This is a genomic window from Mycobacterium sp. JS623, from assembly GCF_000328565.1.
Classification (GTDB): Bacteria; Actinomycetota; Actinomycetes; order Mycobacteriales; family Mycobacteriaceae; genus Mycobacterium.
In genome coordinates this window covers 954,622-974,111 of sequence record NC_019966.1, presented here as the reverse complement: position 1 = coordinate 974,111, position 19,490 = coordinate 954,622, and the positions used below count along the sequence as shown (strand labels likewise).

Annotated in this window: 19 protein-coding genes; 11 read left to right on the top strand and 8 right to left on the bottom strand. The window is 65.7% G+C overall.

Annotated features, from left to right (window positions below):
• Window positions 1-51 precede the first annotated feature (51 nt).
• Entirely contained in the window at window positions 52-624 is a 573-nt protein-coding gene (gene rplJ / locus MYCSM_RS04595; RefSeq protein ID WP_015304970.1) for a 50S ribosomal protein L10, read from the bottom strand.
• A 325-nt stretch (window positions 625-949) separates the two neighbouring features.
• Window positions 950-1,390: a DUF1772 domain-containing protein gene (locus MYCSM_RS04590; RefSeq protein ID WP_015304969.1), complete on the bottom strand. Its 441-nt coding sequence runs from the start codon at window positions 1,388-1,390 to the stop codon at window positions 950-952.
• On the opposite strand from MYCSM_RS04590, the gene MYCSM_RS35730 reads away from it, so the two are divergent.
• Window positions 1,337-1,609 (top strand): winged helix-turn-helix transcriptional regulator, encoded by a 273-nt coding sequence (locus tag MYCSM_RS35730; RefSeq protein WP_083906381.1) that lies wholly within the window; start codon window positions 1,337-1,339, stop codon window positions 1,607-1,609. The two genes, MYCSM_RS04590 and MYCSM_RS35730, sit on opposite strands and share 54 nt — an antisense overlap.
• Here the strand turns inward: MYCSM_RS35730 and MYCSM_RS04585 are convergent.
• The 4 genes from MYCSM_RS04585 to MYCSM_RS04570 form a co-directional block, all read right to left on the bottom strand.
• Window positions 1,510-2,412, bottom strand: a complete 903-nt coding sequence (locus MYCSM_RS04585; RefSeq protein ID WP_015304968.1) for an ROK family protein — start codon at window positions 2,410-2,412, stop codon at window positions 1,510-1,512. The genes MYCSM_RS35730 and MYCSM_RS04585 overlap by 100 nt on opposite strands.
• Window positions 2,412-2,966 (bottom strand): DUF7158 domain-containing protein, encoded by a 555-nt coding sequence (locus MYCSM_RS04580; protein ID WP_015304967.1) that lies wholly within the window; start codon window positions 2,964-2,966, stop codon window positions 2,412-2,414. The genes MYCSM_RS04585 and MYCSM_RS04580 overlap by 1 nt, the downstream gene beginning before the upstream one ends.
• Window positions 2,963-7,159 carry an NEW3 domain-containing protein gene (locus MYCSM_RS04575; RefSeq protein WP_015304966.1) on the bottom strand — a complete coding sequence of 1,399 codons (4,197 nt, stop codon included), beginning with the start codon at window positions 7,157-7,159 and terminating at the stop codon, window positions 2,963-2,965. Before MYCSM_RS04575 ends, MYCSM_RS04580 begins: the two co-directional genes overlap by 4 nt.
• 69 nt (window positions 7,160-7,228) lie before the next feature.
• Window positions 7,229-7,996: an endonuclease/exonuclease/phosphatase family protein gene (locus tag MYCSM_RS04570; RefSeq protein WP_015304965.1), complete on the bottom strand. Its 768-nt coding sequence runs from the start codon at window positions 7,994-7,996 to the stop codon at window positions 7,229-7,231.
• Between MYCSM_RS04570 and MYCSM_RS04565 the strand changes: the two genes are divergently transcribed.
• Window positions 7,995-8,579 (top strand): nucleotidyltransferase family protein, encoded by a 585-nt coding sequence (locus MYCSM_RS04565; RefSeq protein WP_232425721.1) that lies wholly within the window; start codon window positions 7,995-7,997, stop codon window positions 8,577-8,579. The two genes, MYCSM_RS04570 and MYCSM_RS04565, sit on opposite strands and share 2 nt — an antisense overlap.
• Here MYCSM_RS04565 and MYCSM_RS04560 read toward each other — a convergent pair.
• The gene (locus MYCSM_RS04560; protein WP_015304963.1) at window positions 8,576-9,529 is read right to left on the bottom strand and encodes a helix-turn-helix transcriptional regulator; all 954 of its coding nucleotides are present in this window, start codon (window positions 9,527-9,529) and stop codon (window positions 8,576-8,578) included. The genes MYCSM_RS04565 and MYCSM_RS04560 overlap by 4 nt on opposite strands.
• A 61-nt stretch (window positions 9,530-9,590) precedes the next feature.
• Here MYCSM_RS04560 and MYCSM_RS04555 point away from each other — a divergent pair, with 61 nt between their 5' ends.
• The 8 genes from MYCSM_RS04555 to MYCSM_RS04520 all read left to right on the top strand — a co-directional run bounded on the left by MYCSM_RS04555 (window position 9,591) and on the right by MYCSM_RS04520 (window position 16,909).
• The gene (locus tag MYCSM_RS04555) at window positions 9,591-10,121 is read left to right on the top strand and encodes a DinB family protein (protein ID WP_015304962.1); all 531 of its coding nucleotides are present in this window, start codon (window positions 9,591-9,593) and stop codon (window positions 10,119-10,121) included.
• 2 nt (window positions 10,122-10,123) lie between these two features.
• A complete protein-coding gene (locus MYCSM_RS04550; RefSeq protein WP_015304961.1) occupies window positions 10,124-10,723 on the top strand; it encodes a DinB family protein in 600 nt (199 codons plus the stop codon).
• A 10-nt stretch (window positions 10,724-10,733) separates the two neighbouring features.
• Window positions 10,734-11,660 (top strand): alpha/beta fold hydrolase, encoded by a 927-nt coding sequence (locus MYCSM_RS04545; RefSeq protein ID WP_015304960.1) that lies wholly within the window; start codon window positions 10,734-10,736, stop codon window positions 11,658-11,660.
• A 33-nt stretch (window positions 11,661-11,693) separates the two neighbouring features.
• On the top strand, window positions 11,694-13,040 hold the full coding sequence (locus MYCSM_RS04540; RefSeq protein WP_015304959.1) for an ABC1 kinase family protein: 1,347 nt from the start codon (window positions 11,694-11,696) through the stop codon (window positions 13,038-13,040).
• Window positions 13,041-13,063: 23 nt separating this feature from the next.
• Window positions 13,064-13,996, top strand: a complete 933-nt coding sequence (locus MYCSM_RS04535; RefSeq protein ID WP_041313217.1) for an alpha/beta fold hydrolase — start codon at window positions 13,064-13,066, stop codon at window positions 13,994-13,996.
• 132 nt (window positions 13,997-14,128) lie between these two features.
• Window positions 14,129-14,998: a cyclopropane mycolic acid synthase family methyltransferase gene (locus MYCSM_RS04530; RefSeq protein ID WP_015304957.1), complete on the top strand. Its 870-nt coding sequence runs from the start codon at window positions 14,129-14,131 to the stop codon at window positions 14,996-14,998.
• Window positions 14,999-15,027: 29 nt separating this feature from the next.
• Window positions 15,028-15,888 carry a cyclopropane mycolic acid synthase family methyltransferase gene (locus tag MYCSM_RS04525; RefSeq protein ID WP_015304956.1) on the top strand — a complete coding sequence of 287 codons (861 nt, stop codon included), beginning with the start codon at window positions 15,028-15,030 and terminating at the stop codon, window positions 15,886-15,888.
• Window positions 15,889-16,012: 124 nt separating this feature from the next.
• Window positions 16,013-16,909, top strand: coding sequence for a cyclopropane mycolic acid synthase family methyltransferase (locus tag MYCSM_RS04520; protein WP_015304955.1), 897 nt, complete (start codon window positions 16,013-16,015; stop codon window positions 16,907-16,909).
• 63 nt (window positions 16,910-16,972) lie between these two features.
• Here MYCSM_RS04520 and MYCSM_RS04515 read toward each other — a convergent pair whose 3' ends face one another.
• Window positions 16,973-18,625, bottom strand: a complete 1,653-nt coding sequence (locus MYCSM_RS04515; RefSeq protein WP_015304954.1) for a PE-PPE domain-containing protein — start codon at window positions 18,623-18,625, stop codon at window positions 16,973-16,975.
• A gap of 155 nt (window positions 18,626-18,780) precedes the next feature.
• Here MYCSM_RS04515 and MYCSM_RS04510 point away from each other — a divergent pair, with 155 nt between their 5' ends.
• Window positions 18,781-19,485 (top strand): YciI family protein, encoded by a 705-nt coding sequence (locus tag MYCSM_RS04510; RefSeq protein WP_015304953.1) that lies wholly within the window; start codon window positions 18,781-18,783, stop codon window positions 19,483-19,485.
• Window positions 19,486-19,490 lie beyond the last annotated feature (5 nt).

Sequence of the window (19,490 nt, the reverse complement as noted above, 5' to 3'; positions counted from 1 at the left end):
TTGGTCCTTCCTTACTTACTTACTTACTTACGTCTGGGATTTGTAGTGGGTCTATTCAGCGGCGTCGTCGGACGGCGCCGGGCTCTCGGATGCTGCGTCGGCGGGCGCCTCGGCGGTCTTCTTCTCTTGCAGGGCCGCGAACAGCCGGGCTGCCTGCGCCTGCTGCGCGGTGAACAGGCCAGCCGCCTTGGACAGGTTTGCCTTCATCGCGCCGGCCAGCTTGGCCAGCAGCACCTCACGCGACTCCAGGTCGGCGATCGTTTCGACCTCGGAAACGCTGAGCGCGCGGCCGTCCATGTAGCCGCCCTTGATGACCAGCGCCTTGTTGTCCTTGGCGAAGGTCTTCAGCGCCTTGGCGGCGTCGACGGCCTCACCCTTGACGAACGCGATCGCCGTCGGACCGACGAACAGTTCGTCGAGCCCATCGATGCCAGCCTCCGCCGCGGCACGCTTGACCAGCGTGTTCTTGGCAACCGTGTAGGTGGCTGAGGCACCGAGCGACCGGCGCAGGTCCTTGAGGTTGGCGACGGTCAGCCCGCGGTATTCGGTGACCAGCGTGGCCGTCGAATCCTTGAACTGCTCGGCGATGTCGGCGACCGCGGTGGCCTTGTCAGCCTTGGCCATGCATTGCCTCCTCGTGATTGGTATCTGGTTGTCCCGCTTCAGAGCCGCACGAGGGCCGGAAATGACGAACGCCCCGACGCAGACAGGTCGGGGCGCACTGAAATAAGCGTTAGCCTCGTCCTCCTGCGTGGGCCGCCGGGGCAATCCCGGACCTTCAACCGATTTCTCGGTGACCGACGGTCTTCGGTGGAACTGGTCAAGAATAGCCTGCCACCCGCCGATCAGCCAAAACGGTGCGACTTCGGCGCCGAGCGTGCGCGTCTGCCCGCCGACACGCCGCAAAACGTGAGCACTTCGCGCACCCTCGCCGGCCCTCGAACGTGCGCTAAGCGACCATGCCGACCGTCAGCGCGACGAACAACGTCGCGAGCAGGCCCACCCGGACCCAGTGCAGCCGGTCCCATCGGCTGGCCAGGTCACGGTTCACATCGTCTTCGGAGCGCCACGCGCCGATCCGGTTGTTGATCGGGACGAGCACGGAGACCGTCAACAGCAGGGCCACCGCCATCACCGCGACGGCGGCGAGCGCCAGCACGTTGCCAGATACGACGGCGCCGGCGACCAACGCGACGAGTGTGCCGATGTACCAGAACGGCATCAACGCACCGAGCAGCCGGCTGCCGCCGCTGCGGAAGATGCGATAGGGCTCATCGGGCAGCTTGGCGACGAGTGGGTTGGTAAACGCCGCAGCATCCCCGACATCACCGAGCGCATGCTGATCCGCCATCTTCATGACCTGGTCGACGCCGGGATCCTCGACCGCCATGACGCGGGCACCGTCCCGCCTTGTGTGCATTATTCGATTTCTGAGTACGGCATGACACTGGCTCCTGCCCTGCAGAGCTTGTGTGATTGGGGCCGAAAGCACATGGCCCGCACATCCTCTCAGGCGTCGAAGAGAGCTGCCGCCCCCACCAGGCCCGCGTCGCCGCCGAGTTCCGCCGACAGGACCCGCACGTCACGGATGAAGTCGAGCCGCGCGTAGGACGCCAGCGCCTCGCGCAGCGGATCAAACAGCAGCGCACCGGATTTGGCCACGCCGCCGCCGATGACGACGAGGTCGAGGTCGCACACCGCGCCCACCGACGCAATCATCGCCGCCACGGCGGTCGCGCCGCGCCGAAATGCTTGCAGCGCAACCGTATTGCCGACGTTCGCGGCGTCGGCCAGCTCTTTCGCGTCGGCCTCCTGCGGGGCGTCCCATCCGTTCTCGCGGGCCCACTGCGCCATCCGCGGTCCGGCGGCGATCGTTTCGACGCAGCCGCGGCCGCCGCACGTGCACGGGCCTCCGTCGGGGTCGACGACGACGTGGCCGACGTGCCCTGCGTTGCCTGTCCGCCCGTCGTAGGGCGCCCCGTCGAGCACGAGCCCACCACCGACACCGGTCGACACCACCATGCCGAGCAGAAACTGGGCGCCACGGCCCGCACCACGCCACCGCTCCCCCAACGCCATGCACAACCCGTCGCCGCCAAGACGCACGGCCACCCCGGTCAGTGTCGACACCCGTTCGACGATCGGAAACCGTTGCCACTCAATGATGTTGATCGGGCTCACGGTTCCGGTCGGCAGGTCGATAGGTCCTGCCGAGGAGATGCCGACGCCACGCACTTGGCCGCCTGCCTGCGCGAGGGCCCCGGTGACCAACGTGTCGACGACCGCCCAGACTGCTTCGGCGTCACCGTCGGGCGTTGGCAGCTTGGCTTGATGCACCAGAGTCCCCTCGGGGTCGACGAGGCCCGCGGCGATCTTCGTGCCGCCGATGTCGAGCGCAAGCGTGAGGTTCATCAGTGCCTGTGGGTGTTGTCGGGCTGGCGCGGGTCGCCGGGATGCTCGTAACCCGGTGCGAGCTCGACCAATTCGGCGCATCGGGCGTCCAGCCACAGCCGGAACGCCCGGCGCTTGGCCGCGCCCCGCAGATGATCGGCGATCTCCGTATCACTGCCGAACCGCCCCGGGTTGCGCTCGCTGTAGTCGCGCACCTGGGTGTCGGTGATGTCAACCGCGGCGGTCACATTCACGAACAATGCGCGCGCCAGCGGATCGGCAAGCACCGACGCCGCGACACTGCCGATCTCCAACCGGGTCGTCGTGTCCGGCAGCAGCGAATCCTCGCTCGGCGCCCCCTCGGGGGTCAGCCCGCGCGCCGCCGCCTCCGCGGCGGCCACCCGCTCGGTCACCAGCAGCTGTGTCAGCCAGCGGCGCAGCTGCCTGCCTTCGCTGGTGCCGGGACGCGGCAGCGACGATGCCAGCCGAGAGGCGCGCAACCGGTCTTCGCGGGCATCGACCTCGTCGACCCGCACCGGCACGCCGCCGACGGTTGCTGCCACGGTCGTAGTCATCGGACCGTCACCTTCACCGCGAGTGAGTACACCAGACTGCCGGCGCAACCGATTCGGATCAGCGCCCACCACTCTCCGGGTTGCACCCATGCCGGCGGCGCGACGTCGAACGCCAGCTGCACCGTTGCGCGAGCGGGCAATTCGCGGCCGACGGCGGCGGGCCCCATCCACTCCCATGTCCCCCACGGGCTGATCAGATGCGCCTCGACCGCAAGGTCCACATGTGCGTCGGTGCCGACCGTCACCGCCAGCTGGGCTGTCTCGCCTGCCGACACCTCGATGGGCTCGGGGTCGCTGACCAGCCGCAGCACGTGCTCGTCCGTGGCACCGACCGACACCACGCACACGTCTTCGACCACCTGCCGCCACGATGGCGGTATCGACGCCGCATCACTTCCCGTCACCGCCAGTTCGGCGCGCAGCGGATACAGCCCCGGCTGCACCTGCGGCGGCACTGCCACCGCGACGTCGGTCTCCAGATACTCTCCCGGCGGCAGGACGAACGACAACTCATCTTGGTCGGCGCTCCAACCGTCGGGGCAGAGCAGCCGCACCTTGCCATGCAATGCCGCGTCGCTGGTATCCGTAGCCACCGTAAGCCGAAGCGACACTTGCGAATTCGGCTCCGCCTCGACCTGCTGCGGATGCAGGTGCGCGACGGCAGGCAAGCCGCCAAGGGCGGCGGGACCGCGGTTATGCAGCCAGTAGCGCGCGTAGAGCGGCTGCGCCGCCTCGGCCTCGGGCGCGAGCACGGCGTGGTCGGCCTCGAGCACCTGCGGCATGTTGAGCCGCGTCAACACCGTGGCGATCTCATAGCCGTGCAGCGTCAAGCTGTCCGCCGCGAGTCCTTGCACCCGGGGCTGCTCGAGCAGGTCGACGCGTGAGGCTGCCGAGATGCGGCGCAAACCGGAACGGACCACGACATCGGTGGTGGCGCCACAGGTTTCGATGAGTCGGACCGCGACGCCGTCGGCCGCATCGACCTGCTGTCCGCTGCCTGCGGCCAGCGGATTGCCTGCGGCCTTGAGCGCGCCGAGCGCCACCTTGCCCGCCGGCTCGATCTCCAGCAGCGATCCCCATGGGGGCAAACCGCCTGCTGCGCCATGGTTTTCGACAACTGTCAAGAGCGGGCGGGAGAACTCGGCGCTGCGAGCGGGGATATCCGCTTGTCGCCAGTCTCCCTCGCCGGACACCAGCGCGTAATCGAAGGTGTGTGTCCAGTGCTGCAGCTGAAAGTTCGAGCCATCCGGAGCGGTGCGCCGCGGCGGATCGATCCAGGTGCCAGACGGCCAGCCTGTGCATGAGCGCATCAACGACATGTGCAGCGTGCCGTCGGAGTCGACGGCGAAGCCCGGCATTCCGCGGTTGAGCACCGCGACGGTGCGCGCTTCGAACGGCTCCACCGCGGACGCCACCGCCTGCTCGACAACGATCTCGAAGTCGGCGAGATCGTCGACAACGGAGGTAACGACTTCCTCAAGCTCAGCGCCCGCGACGATCAGCACCGGCAGCGCGCGCACACCGCGAAGGTCCGCCCCTGGCACCCACTGGTCGGCCAACGTCGACACCGCGGGCACCCACACCCGTGCCGTGCCACTCGCGTAGAGCTGCCGCTTCAGTTCCTCGGCGTAGACAGGCTCGGCGTCGGCGAGAACCGCGGCGGTGAAAGCGTTTTGGTCAGGACCGCCCAAAGCGATCCGTGCGTCGGGCAGGTTGGAGTCGACGGTCAGATCACCGTAGCGCGGCTTGTCGGCGCTGCTGCATGTCGCGGTCACGCCTGCCCGGACGAGCGCCACCATCAGCGCACGCGCGAGCGGAGCCGAGACTGATTCCGTCGGCGAGATGACCTCGGCAACCGACACTGCACACACGGCCTCGCCGACGCGTACGCGCGCCGCAGAGGACAGCCCGAACCAGCCGTAGGCCGGGTTGTCCAACGTCCATGGGTGCTGCGCGGAGTCGACAGCCTCCTCGGCGCGCTGGCCCGATGTCGCCGGCCGGCCCGCTCGGCTGTCGTGCAACAGACCGAAACCCCGCCCGATCACCGCGTCGCCAACCTCACTGACCGGCAGTGCACCCGGCACCGGGCACGGCCATCGCAGCCGCAGCAGGCGGTCCTCGCCGGTGAACTCGTCGATGGTGGCGCGGCAGTCCACGCGGGCCACACCATGCCACAACGTCACGATCTGCTTGTAGCGCAACACATCACCGATGCGGCCATCGATGATCAGTCGCTCTCCCAGCGGTCCGCGGTACGCCTGCACCGAGGCCGCTTCCGCGGACGAGGCGACGACGGGCCCCTTCGGCAGCAGGTGCCAGGGGCCCTCGCCGGCCTGCGGATGCGCCGGGTACTCGTCGTAGACGGCCAACTCGTTGCCGACCCTGCCGTCGGCGATCAGCTCGCGCCCGGACGCTACCTCGACCAGCGAGCTGACCCCACCACCCCGCGCAGGGTCAACCGACAGCCGATAGTGGTCGTTGCGAATCTCGTCGGTGGCCAAAGGTTCCCAGCCAGAGGACCTGCCGCTAGCGAAGCGATACGACTGCCAGCCCACCGACGGCACGTCGCGAGCCAGCCAGCTGATCGACCGCCCACCGTGCTCGACGTGCGCGGCGAGTTCGCCACCTTCAGAGTCGAGGACGCGCACTCCCGCCCCAGCAGGACGCGACAGCCGCGCGGTCACCACATCGGAGCGTTTGTGCGCCAACGGGTTCCACACCACAACCGAGCCGTCGACCGCACTGGACAGCAGTTGCAGCGCGTTGTCGCGGGCTGTGGTGCCGAGGTCCCATGCGTCGCGCCACCCGGTGAGCAGGTCGAGGTAAACCTGATCGGATTCCGATCCGGTGATCGCGTCGTGGTGCGCGCCGTAGGCCAGTTGCACCCACGCCTTGGCCAACGCCGCGTGCGGATACGTCGCGCCGCCGAGAAGACCGGCGAACACGGCGAACCGTTCGGCGTCGAGCACCGCGTCCTCCGTGGCTCGATTGGCCTGTTTGGTGTCGATGTAGGACACGTGGCAGCCCGTGTAGATCGGGTTCATATCGCGGGTTTGCGGCGACGCCTCAACACCGCGCTCCGTCAGTTCAGTTTGCACGGCGGCGAAGAACTCCCGAGGCAGGGCGCACACGAACCGAGGCCAGGTGTAGCGCGCATTCCAATCGCGGTGGATATCGGTGACCCACTTGTTCGGCGGCGTGTAGTCGGTGCCGACGGGCAGCAGCACGTTGCGCGTCAGCGCAACCGTCTTCAGCGTCGCGAACAATTCGTACGTCGCTTGTTCGGCCTCGGCAAGCGTTGCCGACGAGTCCATCCACCAGCCTGCGGAGTAGTGGGCGGGCATGTAGTGCGTCAACAGCCCGCGTCCAGACGGCGCGATCCACTCGAACTCACTGGAGAACTGCATGCGACGCGGATCGCCGCCGCCTGCGACCGGACCCCATTGGTGGTGCGGGCCGCGGGCCCACGAACTCGACGTCAAGCCGGCATCGGCAGCCATCCCCGGGAATTGCGGATCATGCCCGAACACATCCAGCTGCCACGCGGTCCGCGGGTCGGCGCCCATGATGTCACGCTGAAAACCCATGCCAGCCACGAAGTTTCGGATTGTCGTCTCGGCGTTCGTCAGGTTGGTGTTCGGCTCGTTGTATGCCCCGCCCATCACTTCCACGCGACCGTCGGCGATGAACCGGCGCAGGTCGTCGCGGTCCTCGGGATAGGTGTCCCAGTAGGGCTTGAGGTAGTCGACCTCAGCCAGCACGAACTTGTACTCCGGCTCGCGACGGGCCATCTCGAGGTGCGCGCGCACCAGTTCGAGACCGTTGGTCTGGCGACAGCGGCCCGGCGGATCCTCGCTCCACACGCTCGTGTAGCCGGCCTGGGTGTTCCACCAGACCGGGTCGTAGTGGAAGTGGCTGATCATGTACATGGTCCAGCCGGGCTCGGCGACGGTGAACACAAACGACGCGTCGCCGGCGCGGGCCGTCCGCTGCTCTCCCGGCGTTGGCCGCTCGACCCGAACCGGTACCTCGACGGTTCCGTCGCCCGGCCCAGCCTTGGCCGAACCCGCGAGACCGTCGCCCTCAACCTGGATTTCGCCGACGCCGCCGGTGTAGTTGACCCGCACTAGTTGCAGCGGGTCGTCGGCGGGACCGACGAAACGTTCCGTCGACTCCGCGGAGATGACGTGCACGCCAAAACCCTACGGCGATCACAGACCGTTGCGGCGTCCGATGATCAGATCCTGCGGTTGTCGACAGCCTCACACCCGTGAAATGTCGACGACCAACGCACGATGATCCGAGACCGACAGCCGCGGCGACGAGCATTCGTCGACACGCAAGCTCCGGTCGTCGGTCAGGATGTGGTCGAGCTGGTCGCGGGGCGCATCGGCCGGGAACGTCGTCGCGTCCCCCAGCGCCGACATCCCGGTCCAGCGCCGGGGCGTCGGCGCATCCATGTTGAGATCACCCATCAATACCCGCGGGCCGGGAAAACCGCGAAGGTCGCGGATGAGTCGACGCAGTTGCACCCGGTTCCAGCCGGGCACGAACGACAGATGAGTGTTGGCGACAGTCAGCGGCCCGAGCGGTGTATCCAGTCGGGCGACCATCGCCGCCCGCGGCTCCTCATGCACGACCTGGACGCGCCGCGGTCCCGGCAGGTACATCGGGAAACGCATTGGGATGCGGGGCAAGTGCACGACCTGCCAGCTCTCGGCGAGATACCGCGACAGCAGGGCGATGCCGTAGGCCGCGGTGCCCGGCTGCTCGCGACCGGTCGCCGCCATCCACGTCGCTCCTGGAGTACCGGAGATCGCGGCGACGAACCGGTGGCTGACCGCCCCCATCGCCTCCGCCGCGACCGCGGTCAGATCCGCATTGCCCGAGCGCGGCTGTTCCAGGTCGACCTCTTGCAGCGCCAGGATGTCGGGGTCCAGTTGTTTGACGGAGTCCACGAGCCTGTCCAGTTGCACCGCCCCGTCGTGAACACTGCGTCCGTGCAGGATGTTGAAGGTTGCCATCCGCATGGGTACTCAAGTACCCACGATGACGCTTTCCGATGTACCTGCCCGAAACGACGAGTTGCGCGACGCGCTCAAGCGAGCCGCGTCGGCGCTGAAGGCGCAGGGCCCCGAGTTCGCGCTCGCGGGCAGCTACGCCCTGTGGGTTCGTGGCGGGCCTGAGCCAGTGCACGACGTCGACTTCGTTGTCGCCGAGGAGGATGCCGACACCGCCGCCAAGACACTGGAGGAGGCCGGCTTCCGCATCGACCGGCCGCCGGAAGACTGGCTGTTCAAGGCCTGCACCGGCGGCGTGGTGGTGGACGTACTGCACCGCCTCAACGGCGTGCCGGTCGACATAGCGACTATCCGCGGTGCCGACGTGGTCGAGGTGCTCGCGATCGCGATGCCGGTGCTGCCGCCCACTCAGGTGATGTCCGAGAAGCTGTCGTCATTCAGCGAACATCACTGCGACTTCGCGGCCCTGCTGCCCGGCGTGCGCGCCGTGCGCGAACAGGTGAACTGGAATCAGGTCCGCAGCGCCACCGCCGACAACGACTTCGCCGCGGCGTTCCTGTTCCTCACCGACCGCCTCGGTATCACCGCCTAACCCGCCGCGTGGCGTAACCGCTCGGCGAGTGATCCGACCGCCGCGATGACCTCGGGCGGCTCCAGCACCTCGAATTCGCAACCCGGCAGCGCCAGATAGAACACCATGCGCTGCGGATCGTCGGCACCCGCGGTGACGATGCACGCATCGGGACCCTCGGCCTCGATCGTCACAGACGCAGGAGAAAAGTGCTGCGCCACAACGTGTTCAGGGGCTTGATAGCGTACTCGGACAATGTAGCGGTACGGCGACGAGCTGATCGAGCGCCGCACGTACGCCGCCGCCTCGGGCGCTTGTCGGGGCGTAAACGTAGTGCTGAGCGCACGCACATCAGCCATCCGATCCAACCGAAGGCTGCGCCAGTCCTGTCGATCGCGGTCGTAGGCCAGCAGATACCAGCGCCTGCCGGTGGTCACCAGTTGGTAGGGCTCCAGCCGTCGCTGGGTCGCGTCGCCTGCCCGCGAGACGTAATCAAGCGTGACGTGCTCGCGGTCGCGGCACGCCCGCGCCAGCGTCATCAGCACCTCGGGTTCCACGGGTGAGTCCGAATAGTTCGACGGCAGTGTCACCGTCGCGTCGTGTACGGCGGCGACCTGTGACCGCAGCCGCGCCGGCATCACCTGGTCGAGCTTGCTCAGCGCGCGCAACGCCGATTCGCCGACGCCTGCCACGCTGCCACCCGCAGCCAGTCGCAGGCACACCGCCATGGCGACCGCCTCGTCGGGATCGAGCAGCAGCGGCGGCAGCGCGGCGCCCGCGCCCAGTTGGTAGCCCCCGCCGTGGCCCTTGCTGGCGTGCACGGGATAGCCGAGGTCACGCAGCCGCTCCACGTCGCGGCGCACGCTGCGCGTCGTCACCGCCAGCCGCTCGGCCAGCTCCTCCCCCGTCCACACCCGGCGCGCCTGCAGCAACCCGAGCAGCTGCAGCACCCGGCTCGTCGTTTCGGACACCAGACCACCATGGCACAGTCATAGGACAGAACCTGTCCTATATCCCTGTCAGGCTGTACCCATGAGCGAATTGACCACCCAACTGGCCGACCAACTCGACTATCACTGGACCAACCAACTGCGGCCTCGTCTCGAGGGGCTGACCGATGAGGAGTACTTCTGGCAGCCGGTGCCCAACTGCTGGACGGTGCATCCCGACGGCGGCATCGACTTCACGTATCCGCAGCCGGAGCCTGCGCCGTTCACGACGATCGCGTGGCGGCTCGCCCACGTCATCGTCGGCGTCTTCGCGATGCGCAATCATTCTCATTTCGGCGGCCCGCCTGCCGACTACGAATCATGGCACTACGCCACCGATGCGAAGGCAGCCGTGCAGCAGCTCGACGACGCCTACAAGAACTGGCTCGCCGGCGTCCACGGCCTGGATGACCAGGACCTGGCGCGTCCGATCGGCCCGAAAGAAGGTCCGTGGGCAGAGCACTCGATGGCAGAACTTATCCTCCATATCAACCGCGAAGCCATCCACCACGGCGCCGAAATTGCTTGTATTCGCGATCTTTACGCACACACAACCAACAAGAAGGAGAAGTAGGCATGCCAGGACAAGCTCCCGTCGTCGGCGACGAGCGTGACGCGTTGCGGGTGTTCCTCGAATACCACCACAGCTCGTATCCCGCGGTGGCCTTCGGACTGTCCGACGAACAGGCCCGGTCCAAGCCGACAGTGAGCGCGCTGTCGATTGGCGGCCTCATCAAGCACGCCACCGGCGTACAGCGGTCGTGGATGGAGCGCGTCGCGGCGGCGCCGGATTTCCCGCCGAAGGACACCCGCCCGTTCGAGGAAATCGTGGCCAGCTATCAAGACGAGCACGTGATGCGCGAGGACGAGACGCTGTCGGAGCTGCTGGCCAAGTTCAAGGCGCAGAACGCCGAAACGCTGCGGATCTTGGCTTCAGCCGATCTCGATACTGCCGTGCCGGTGCCGCATGACGTGCCGTGGTTTCCCAAGGACGTTGAGAGCTGGTCCGTGCGCTGGGTGATCCACCACTTGATCAACGAACTGGCCCGGCATGCCGGGCACGCCGACATCATCCGCGAATCCATCGACGGTGCAACGCTTTACGAATTGGTGGCCGGCATCGAAGGCTGGGAACCAACAGAATGGATCAAGCCGTGGAAACCGGCGGCGGTGTAAACAGAACGAAGTGCAAACCAGAAGCGGGACCGCGGCGTGCGGCGAGGGCATCGAGATCTTCTATGAAGACCTCGGCGATCCTGCAGCGCCGCCGGTCCTGCTGATCATGGGCGTCGGCGCGCAGCTGCCGATGTGGCCGGACGGCTTCTGCGCGCGCCTGGTCGAGCGCGGGTACCGGGTGATCCGGTTCGACCACCGCGATACCGGCCTGTCGACAAAGATGCATGGCCTGCGCGCCAAGGGTTCGGTCTACCCGCGAGTGCTGAGGTACCTCGTCGGTCGCGGCAGCCCTGTGCCGTACACGCTGGTGGATCTGGCCGAGGACGTCAAAGGCCTTCTCGATCACCTCGGCATCGCGCGTGCACATGTGGTGGGCGCCTCGATGGGCGGGATGATCGCCCAGGTGCTAGCGGGTAGCCATCCCGAACGTGTCCAATCACTTGGCCTGATCATGACGAGCTCGGGCAGTCCGATGTCGTCGATTCCGAAGTGGCGCGTGATCCGGCTGGCATTCGATGCACCGAAGAAGGACGCACCCGCAGAGGACAAGCTCGCCAACGAGGTGCGCAACATCTCGATCATCAACGGCCCGAATTTCCTTCCGCCCGTTGACCAACTGCGCCGCCGAGTCGAGGAGCTGACCGCCCGCGGCGACTACCCGCAGGGCATGCTGCGCCAGTTCGATGCCATCCTCGGCACCGGCAGCCTGATGCGCTATACCCGCCGCATTAGCGCGCCGACGGTCGTCATCCATGGATCCAAGGACCCGATGGTGCGGCCCCGCAACGGTCGCAACGTCGCCAGGGTGATCGAGAACGCACGCTACGTCGTCGTCGACGGGATGGGCCATGATTTGCCCGCGCCGGTATGGCGGCCGATCGTCGAGGCGCTGACGGACAATTTCGGAGCCACCTGTGACCCGGTGCACACGATTTAGACTCGTCAACCCGCCGTTTGAGACACTGCAACCATGAGTACGACTAAACACCGCGAGGTGGCCAAGCTGGACCGGGTGCCGCTGCCGGTCGAGGCCGCCCGCATCGGCGCGACGGGTTGGCAGATAACCCGCACCGGCGCGCGGGTCGTCACCAAGCTCGCCGGTAAGGGATCGTTGCAGCAGAAGATCATCAAGCAGATCCCGCAGACGTTCGCCGACCTTGGCCCCACCTACGTCAAATTCGGCCAGATCATCGCGTCCAGTCCGGGCGCCTTCGGTGAACAAATGAGCCGGGAGTTCCGCAGCCTGCTCGACGCGGTCCCGCCCGCCGACCCCGACGAGGTCCACAAGCTCTTCAAGGAAGAGCTCGGCGACGAACCCTCGAACCTGTTCAAGACGTTCGACGAGACGCCGTTTGCATCGGCCTCGATCGCGCAGGTGCACTACGCGACCCTGCACAGCGGCGAAGAAGTCGTCGTCAAGATCCAGCGACCGGGCATCCGCCGCCGCGTCGCGGCAGACCTGCAGATCCTCAAGCGCGGCGCGCAGATCGTCGAGCTGGCCAAGCTCGGCCGGCGGCTGTCCGCCCAGGACGTCGTCGCCGACTTCGCGGACAACCTGGCCGAGGAGCTCGACTTCCGGCTCGAAGCGCAGTCGATGGATGCCTGGGTGTCGCATATGCACGCCTCGCCGCTCGGCAAGAACATCCGCGTGCCGCAGGTCTACTGGGACCTGACCTGCGCGCGGGTGCTGACGATGGAACGCGTCCAGGGCATCCGCATCGACGACGCCGCGGCCATCCGTAAGGCCGGCTTCGACGGCACTGAGCTGGTGAAGGCGTTGCTGTTCAGCGTCTTCGAGGGCGGGCTGCGGCACGGCCTGTTCCACGGCGACCTGCACGCAGGCAACCTATACGTCGACTCCGACGGCAAGATCGTGTTCTTCGACTTCGGCATCATGGGCCGCATCGACCCCCGGACACGTTGGCTGCTAAGGGAATTGGTGTACGCGCTGCTGGTCAAGAAGGACCATGCCACCGCGGGCAAGATCGTCGTGATGATGGGTGCGGTGGGCAACATCAAACCAGAGGCGCAGGCCGCGAAGGACCTGGAGAAGTTCGCCACGCCACTGACCATGTCGACGCTGGGCGACATGTCCTACGCCGACATCGGCCGCCAGCTGTCGAAGCTGGCCGATGCTTACGACGTCAAGCTGCCGCGTGAGCTGGTGCTGATCGGCAAGCAGTTCCTTTACGTCGAGCGCTACATGAAGCTGCTCGCGCCGAAGTGGCAGATGATGTCCGACCCGCAGTTGACCGGATACTTCGCTAACTTCATGGTCGAAGTCAGCCGCGAGCACTCGGAAGAAGTCGAGGCGTGACCGACGAGCCTCCAGGAGCAGACATCGACATCCGTACCGGCACAGCACGGAGCCACGTGCGTGGCGACATTGGGCCTGAATCGGGCGATCTGGATATCTACTACGAGGACATGGGTGACCCCAACAATCCCGCCGTCCTGCTGATCATGGGTCTTGGCGCGCAGTTGTTGTTGTGGCGCACCGACTTCTGCGAGAAGCTCGTTGACCAGGGCCTGCGCGTCATCCGCTACGACAACCGCGACGTCGGCCTGTCCACCAAGGTGACGGGCGGCCACTCCGGCATGTCGCTGCCCAAGCGGATGGTCCGCTCGTTCCTCGGCCTGAAGAGCCCCGCGGTGTACACGCTGGACGACATGGCCGACGACGCTGCCGCGCTGTTGGACCACCTCGAGATCGACACTGCGCACATCGTCGGCGCCTCGATGGGCGGCATGATCGCGCAGGTGTTCGCGGCCCGCCACCGCCCACGCACCAAGACTCTTGCGATCATCTTCTCGAGCAACAACCAGCCGCTGCTTCCGCCGCCGGGGGCGAAGCAACTGCTCGCGATCCTGCAGAAACCCAAGGACGCGACGCGCGAGGCGCTCGTCGAAAACGCCATCCGGGTCACCAGAATCACCGGCAGCCCGGCGTATCCGGCGCCCGTGGACCGCATCCGCGAGGAGGCGATCGAGGGGCTCGAGCGGTCCTACTACCCGGCGGGCGTCGGCCGCCACTTCGCCGCGATCCTCGGCAGCGGCAGCCTGCTCGACTACGACCGACAGATCAACGTTCCGACCGTCGTGATCCACGGCAAGGCCGACAGGCTGATGCGCCCTTTCGGTGGCCGGGCCATCGCGCGCGCCATCAGGGGCGCCCGGCTGGTGTTGTTCGACGGTATGGGGCATGACCTGCCCCGCGAGCTGTGGGACGACATTGTCGGCGAGCTGAAGACCACCTTTGCTGAGGCATGGTGACCCTCGGCACACCTCTCGATTCGTTAACCGAGTCCCAAGGCGCGTAGCCTCTGGATGGAGTGCGTCAGCACATGACAGTGGTTATCGTCGACACGGGCAAGCTGCTGATCAGCCAGAAAGGCACCTAAACCCATGGCCCAAGCCAACAAGTTGAAGCCGCATTTCGCAGACGTCCAGGCTCACTACGACCTGTCCGACGACTTCTTCCGACTGTGGCTGGATCCCACCCAGACCTACAGCTGCGCGTATTTCGAACGCGATGACATGTCACTGAAAGAGGCGCAGCTCGCGAAGATCGATCTGGCGCTGGGCAAACTCGAATTGCAGCCGGGGATGACCTTGCTCGATGTTGGTTGCGGCTGGGGTTCGACGATGCTGCGGGCGATCGAGCGCTACGACGTCAACGTCGTCGGGCTGACGCTGAGCGAGAACCAAAAAGCCCATGTGGAAAGGGTTCTCGCGCAATCTGACAGTCGACGCAGCAAGCGAGTGCTGCTTCGTGGGTGGGAGCAATTCGACGAACCGGTGGACCGGATCGTGTCGATCGGCGCGTTCGAGCACTTCGGTTTCGACCGCTATGACGACTTCTTCGACTTGGCCTACTCGTTGTTGCCCGACGACGGCGTGATGCTGTTGCACACGATCACCGCGCTGACGCTGCCGCAGATGGCCGACCGGAAGATCCCGCTGACCTTCGAGGTCGCGCGGTTCGTGAAGTTCATCCTCACCGAGATCTTCCCCGGCGGCAGGCTGCCGTCGATCGAAAAGGTCGGAGAACATTCGGCCAAGGCCGGTTTCGAGCTGACCCGCCGCCAGTCGCTTCAACTGCACTACGCGCGCACCCTCGACTGCTGGGCCGAGGCGCTGCAGGCTCACAAGGACGAAGCCATCTCCGTTCAGTCCGAAGAGGTTTACGACCGCTACATGCACTACCTGACCGGCTGCGCCAGAGGTTTTCGCATGGGCTACATCGACGTCAACCAGTTCACGCTGAAAAAGTAGCCAGTTCTGGCCGCGTAGCATTGCCGCTCATGGCCGACTTGAAGCCTCATTTCGAGGACGTGCAGTCGCACTACGACCTGTCCGACGACTTCTACCGGCTGTTTTTGGATCCGACGCTGATGTACAGCTGCGCGTTCTTCGAACGCGACGACATGACGCTCGAACAAGCTCAGCTCGCCAAGATCGACCTGTCGCTCGGCAAGCTCGGTTTGCGGCCGGGGATGACGCTGCTGGACATCGGGTGTGGCTGGGGCGCCACCATTCGTCGGGCCGTCGAAAGCTATGACGTCAACGTGGTCGGGTTGACGCTGTCGCAGAACCAACACGACCACGCCGAGAAGGCCCTCGCCACCGTCGACAGTCCACGCTCCAAGCGCGTGCTGCTCGAAGGGTGGGAGCAGTTCAACGAGCCGGTCGACCGGATCGTGTCGATCGGCGCGTTCGAACACTTCGGGCACGACCGGTGGAAGCAGTTCTTCTCCACGACCTATGACGCGCTGCCCGACGACGGCGTCATGCTGCTGCACACCATCACCCGACTGACGCTGGATGAGGTCAAGGAGCGTGGCATCGCGTTGTCGATGGACGCCGCACGGTTTGCGATGTTCATCGCGAAGGAGATTTTCCCCGGCGGCCAGCTGCCGACGATCGCGGCGGTCGAAGAGCACGCCGCAGCGGCCGGCTTCACGGTGACCCACATCCAGTCGCTGCAGCCCCACTACGCACGCACCCTGGAAACGTGGGCCCAGGCGCTGGGCGCGCGGCGCGACGACGCCGTCGCCGTCCAATCCGAAGAGGTTTACGACCGGTACATGAAGTACCTGGCCGGTTGCGCGGACATGTTCCGCAAGGGCTATATCGACGTCAACCAGTTCACGCTGCGCAAGTAGCGCCGGATTGGAGTCCGCGCCCTGCCAAACGCTAGGGTGTACGCCTTGAGACGCGTGTTCGCACGTCGAAGTACCGTACCGGGGGTACGGTCGCAGCAACACTCACACCTGAAGCAAGGGAAATATGTCTGACAATTCATCCGGCACGAAGGACATGACGCCGCATTTCGAGGACATTCAGGCGCACTACGACCTGTCGGACGACTTCTTCGGGGTGTTCCAGGATCCGACGCGCAAGTACAGCTGTGCGTTCTTCACCGGCCCAAACGTCACGCTGTCTGAGGCGCAGATAGCCAACGTCGATCAGCACCTCGACAAGCTCGATCTCAAGCCGGGGATGACGCTGCTGGAGGTCGGCTGCGGTTGGGGCCTGACGCTGCAGCGGGCGATGGAGAAGTACGACGTCAATGTCATCGGCCTGACGCTGTCCAAGAACCAGAAGGCCTACTGCGACCAGCTGCTGGGCAAGATCGACTCCAAGCGGACGTTCGACGTGCGGCTGGAGGGCTGGGAGCAGTTCCATAGCCCGGTCGACCGCATCGTGTCCATCGAGGCGTTCGAGCACTTCGGCTTCGAGCGCTACGACGACTTCTTCAAGACCTGTTTTGACATCCTGCCCGACGACGGCCGTATGACGATCCAGAGCAGCGTCGGCTACCACCCATACGACCTGGCCGATCGTGGCAAGAAGCTGACCTTCGAGCTGGCCCGGTTCATCAAGTTCATGATCACGGAGATCTTCCCCGGCGGCCGGCTCCCGACCACCCAGATGATGATCGACCATGGCGAGAAGGCCGGCTTCGTGGTGCCGGAGGCAAAGTCGCTCCGCAACCACTACATCAAGACGCTCGGCATCTGGGCCGACCGGCTCGAGAAGAACAAGGATGCGGCAATCGCGGCCACCGACGAGGAGAACTACCACCGCTACATGCGGTACCTGACGGGTTGCCAGTATTACTTCATCGACGAGAGCATCGACGTCAGCCTCGTTACCTACCTGAAGCCGGGCGCAGCCGCGTAAGCAGCGCGCGAAAGGAAAATCCCCCGCCACTGCCTGATGTGACGGGGGATTTTGCTTATCGGGTCAGGCCGCTGCCTTGGCCGTATCCGCATCCTTCTTGTCGGAGTCCGACTTCTTGTCGTTATCAGACTTGGCGTTATCTGACTTGGTGTTGTCTGACTTGGTGTTGTCGGCCTTCTTCTCGTCGACATTCTTCTCGTCGACCTTCTTCTCGTCGACCTTGGTCTCGTCGACCTTCTTCTCGTCGACCTTCTTCTCGTCGACCTTCTTCTCGTCGACCTTGGTCTCGTCGACCTTCGTCTCGTCGACCTTGGTCTCGTCCGCCGTTGACTCCGGCGTGGTGTTGGGGGTGTGGTTCTCGACGGCCGCCTTCTGTGCCGGTGGGTCAGATTCCTCAACGAGCTTTAGCGCCGGAGCCGCGGTCTTGGCATCAGACTCCGAGCCCTGGTCGACGGCGAGCATCGCGGTGTCCTCGGCCGGCGCAGAGCGTGCGGCGAAGGTTGACACCGGGGTCGGGCTCAGCGGGGCGGGAGCCGTTGGCGCGATCATCGTGGTAAGCCCACCGAGGTCACCCAGGAAGGCCTGAACGCCCTGGACCGCTGCGCCGAGCAGATTCACGCCCACCGCAGGCCAGTTCTGAATCGGATTGAACGGCAGCGGAGACAGCGGCCTCACCACACTCGGATCTCCGCTCCAGTCGTAGCCGAGATCGATGAGCACCTTGAGCACCGGCGACACCAGGTCAGCGACCGGCTTGACCACCGGCTGCAGCTGGCTGGGCAACAGACCGGTGACCAAGTCCACGATGGGCAGGCTTCGGGCAGGAATCATCACATAGGTGTTGCCGTACTGGTCTGTACGGCAATTCGCCGGATGCGCCGTGCAGTTCAACTGCTCAGCGAGTGTCGTCGGCGTGTAGCCGTACGCGATGGGGTCGGTGGGACCGTTGCCGTTGGGGGTGAGGTAGTTGCCGTGCACGGTCTGGAACGCGGCCAGCGCATTGAGCATCGTGAACGGGTTGCCCCAGTACAGCGGCGCATAGACCACCGGGTCGTATTCGAACCCCACCGTGTAGAACTTGCCTTGCAGCGCGCCGATGTCGACGGGCATGGCCGGGTGCGGCGTGATGTTCAGAATCGGGACGTACGGAATGAAGCTGAGCCTCGTCCACAGCCCGCCGTCGGGATTCTCGATGCCTCCGATCGTGACAACCTTGTCGATCTTCGCCAGCAACTCGGGGTTGTTGCGGATGTTGCTGAGCTCGGTGGCGACGACGGCTCCGCCCTGCGAATAGCCGAAAACGACGACAGGCCCGCTGGCGGCCGTCAACGCGGTGTTGAGGTTGTTGACCCCTGTGCCCACAGACACGTCCCACGTGTCGCACGTGTATCCGGGACACCAGTTCCCGATGAATCCCAGCGGCCAGAACGATGCGGGGTAGTTGACTCCGAGCAGGCCCGGGTTCGCGGGGTTGCCCGTCACGTTGAGGGGACAATTCGCGTTGTTGGTGCACATCGTGCCCTGCATGTAGTAGTCGCGGGCGTGGATCAGGTAGTTCTCGACGGTGTTCGCATTCGGCGTCCCCGTACCCGGCACGACCAACGCCGTAGCAGCTCCGAGTGCAAAGGCGGCGGTGAATGCCGACATGACGCCGAGGATGGCGGCCGAAAATAGTGAAACGACGACAAGACCGAGGGCGTGTGCCGACTTACGCATGGGTAAACGATCACATAGCGGCGACTTTGCTGTTGGCGGAAAAGAAAAGTTGTCTCCGCAAAGTTCGCTGAGCGTGTCGGATTCGCGCGGCGCCGTTCGTCGGACAGGTAGAGAGTGGAGCAGAAGGTTCCACTCGCGACCGGAAGGTTCCTCCGATGCAATACCTCGCGCTGCTGCGTACCGCCGAATCCAACCGAGCACCCGACCCCGAGACCCTGAACGCAGAAATGGCCGCATACCAGGCCTTCCACGCCAAGGCCGGCGCAGCCATTCGGGCCGGCGACGCGCTGGCCCCGACGGAGGCCGGTGTGCGGATCACCGGCGGCCCCGACGCCCCGACCGTGACCGACGGGCCCTTCGCAGAGAGCGCAGAGGTGGCCTGCGGCTACTACGTGTTCGACGCCGAGAACCTGGACGACGCACTGGCATTGGCTCGCGATGTTCCCGCGGCCAAGCACGGAGCTATTGAGGTTCGGCCGACCTATCACAGTTTCGATCCCGACTGGTCAGGCGCGGGCGCTCAGTGGTTGGCACTGCTGCTCGAGCCACCCGCATCCGCCTATACCCCGGGTACGCCGGAGTGGGAGGCTGAAGCGGCCCGGCACAGCGAGTTCGCCGCCTCGGCAGGCGACCACATTGTGAGCGGCGCGGCGCTGCACGAGCCGGCGTCGGCTACGACGGTGCGCGTTCGCGACAATCAGGTGCTGCTGACCGACGGGCCGTACCCGGAAAGCGCGGAGGTCGCCACCGGCTTCTATCTGCTGACGGCCGCTGACCGGGACGAGGCGATCAAACTGGCGTCGATGATCCCCGCGACCACCGTCGAGCTGCGGCAGCTGATGGGCGTCTCTGGACTCTAGCCGCT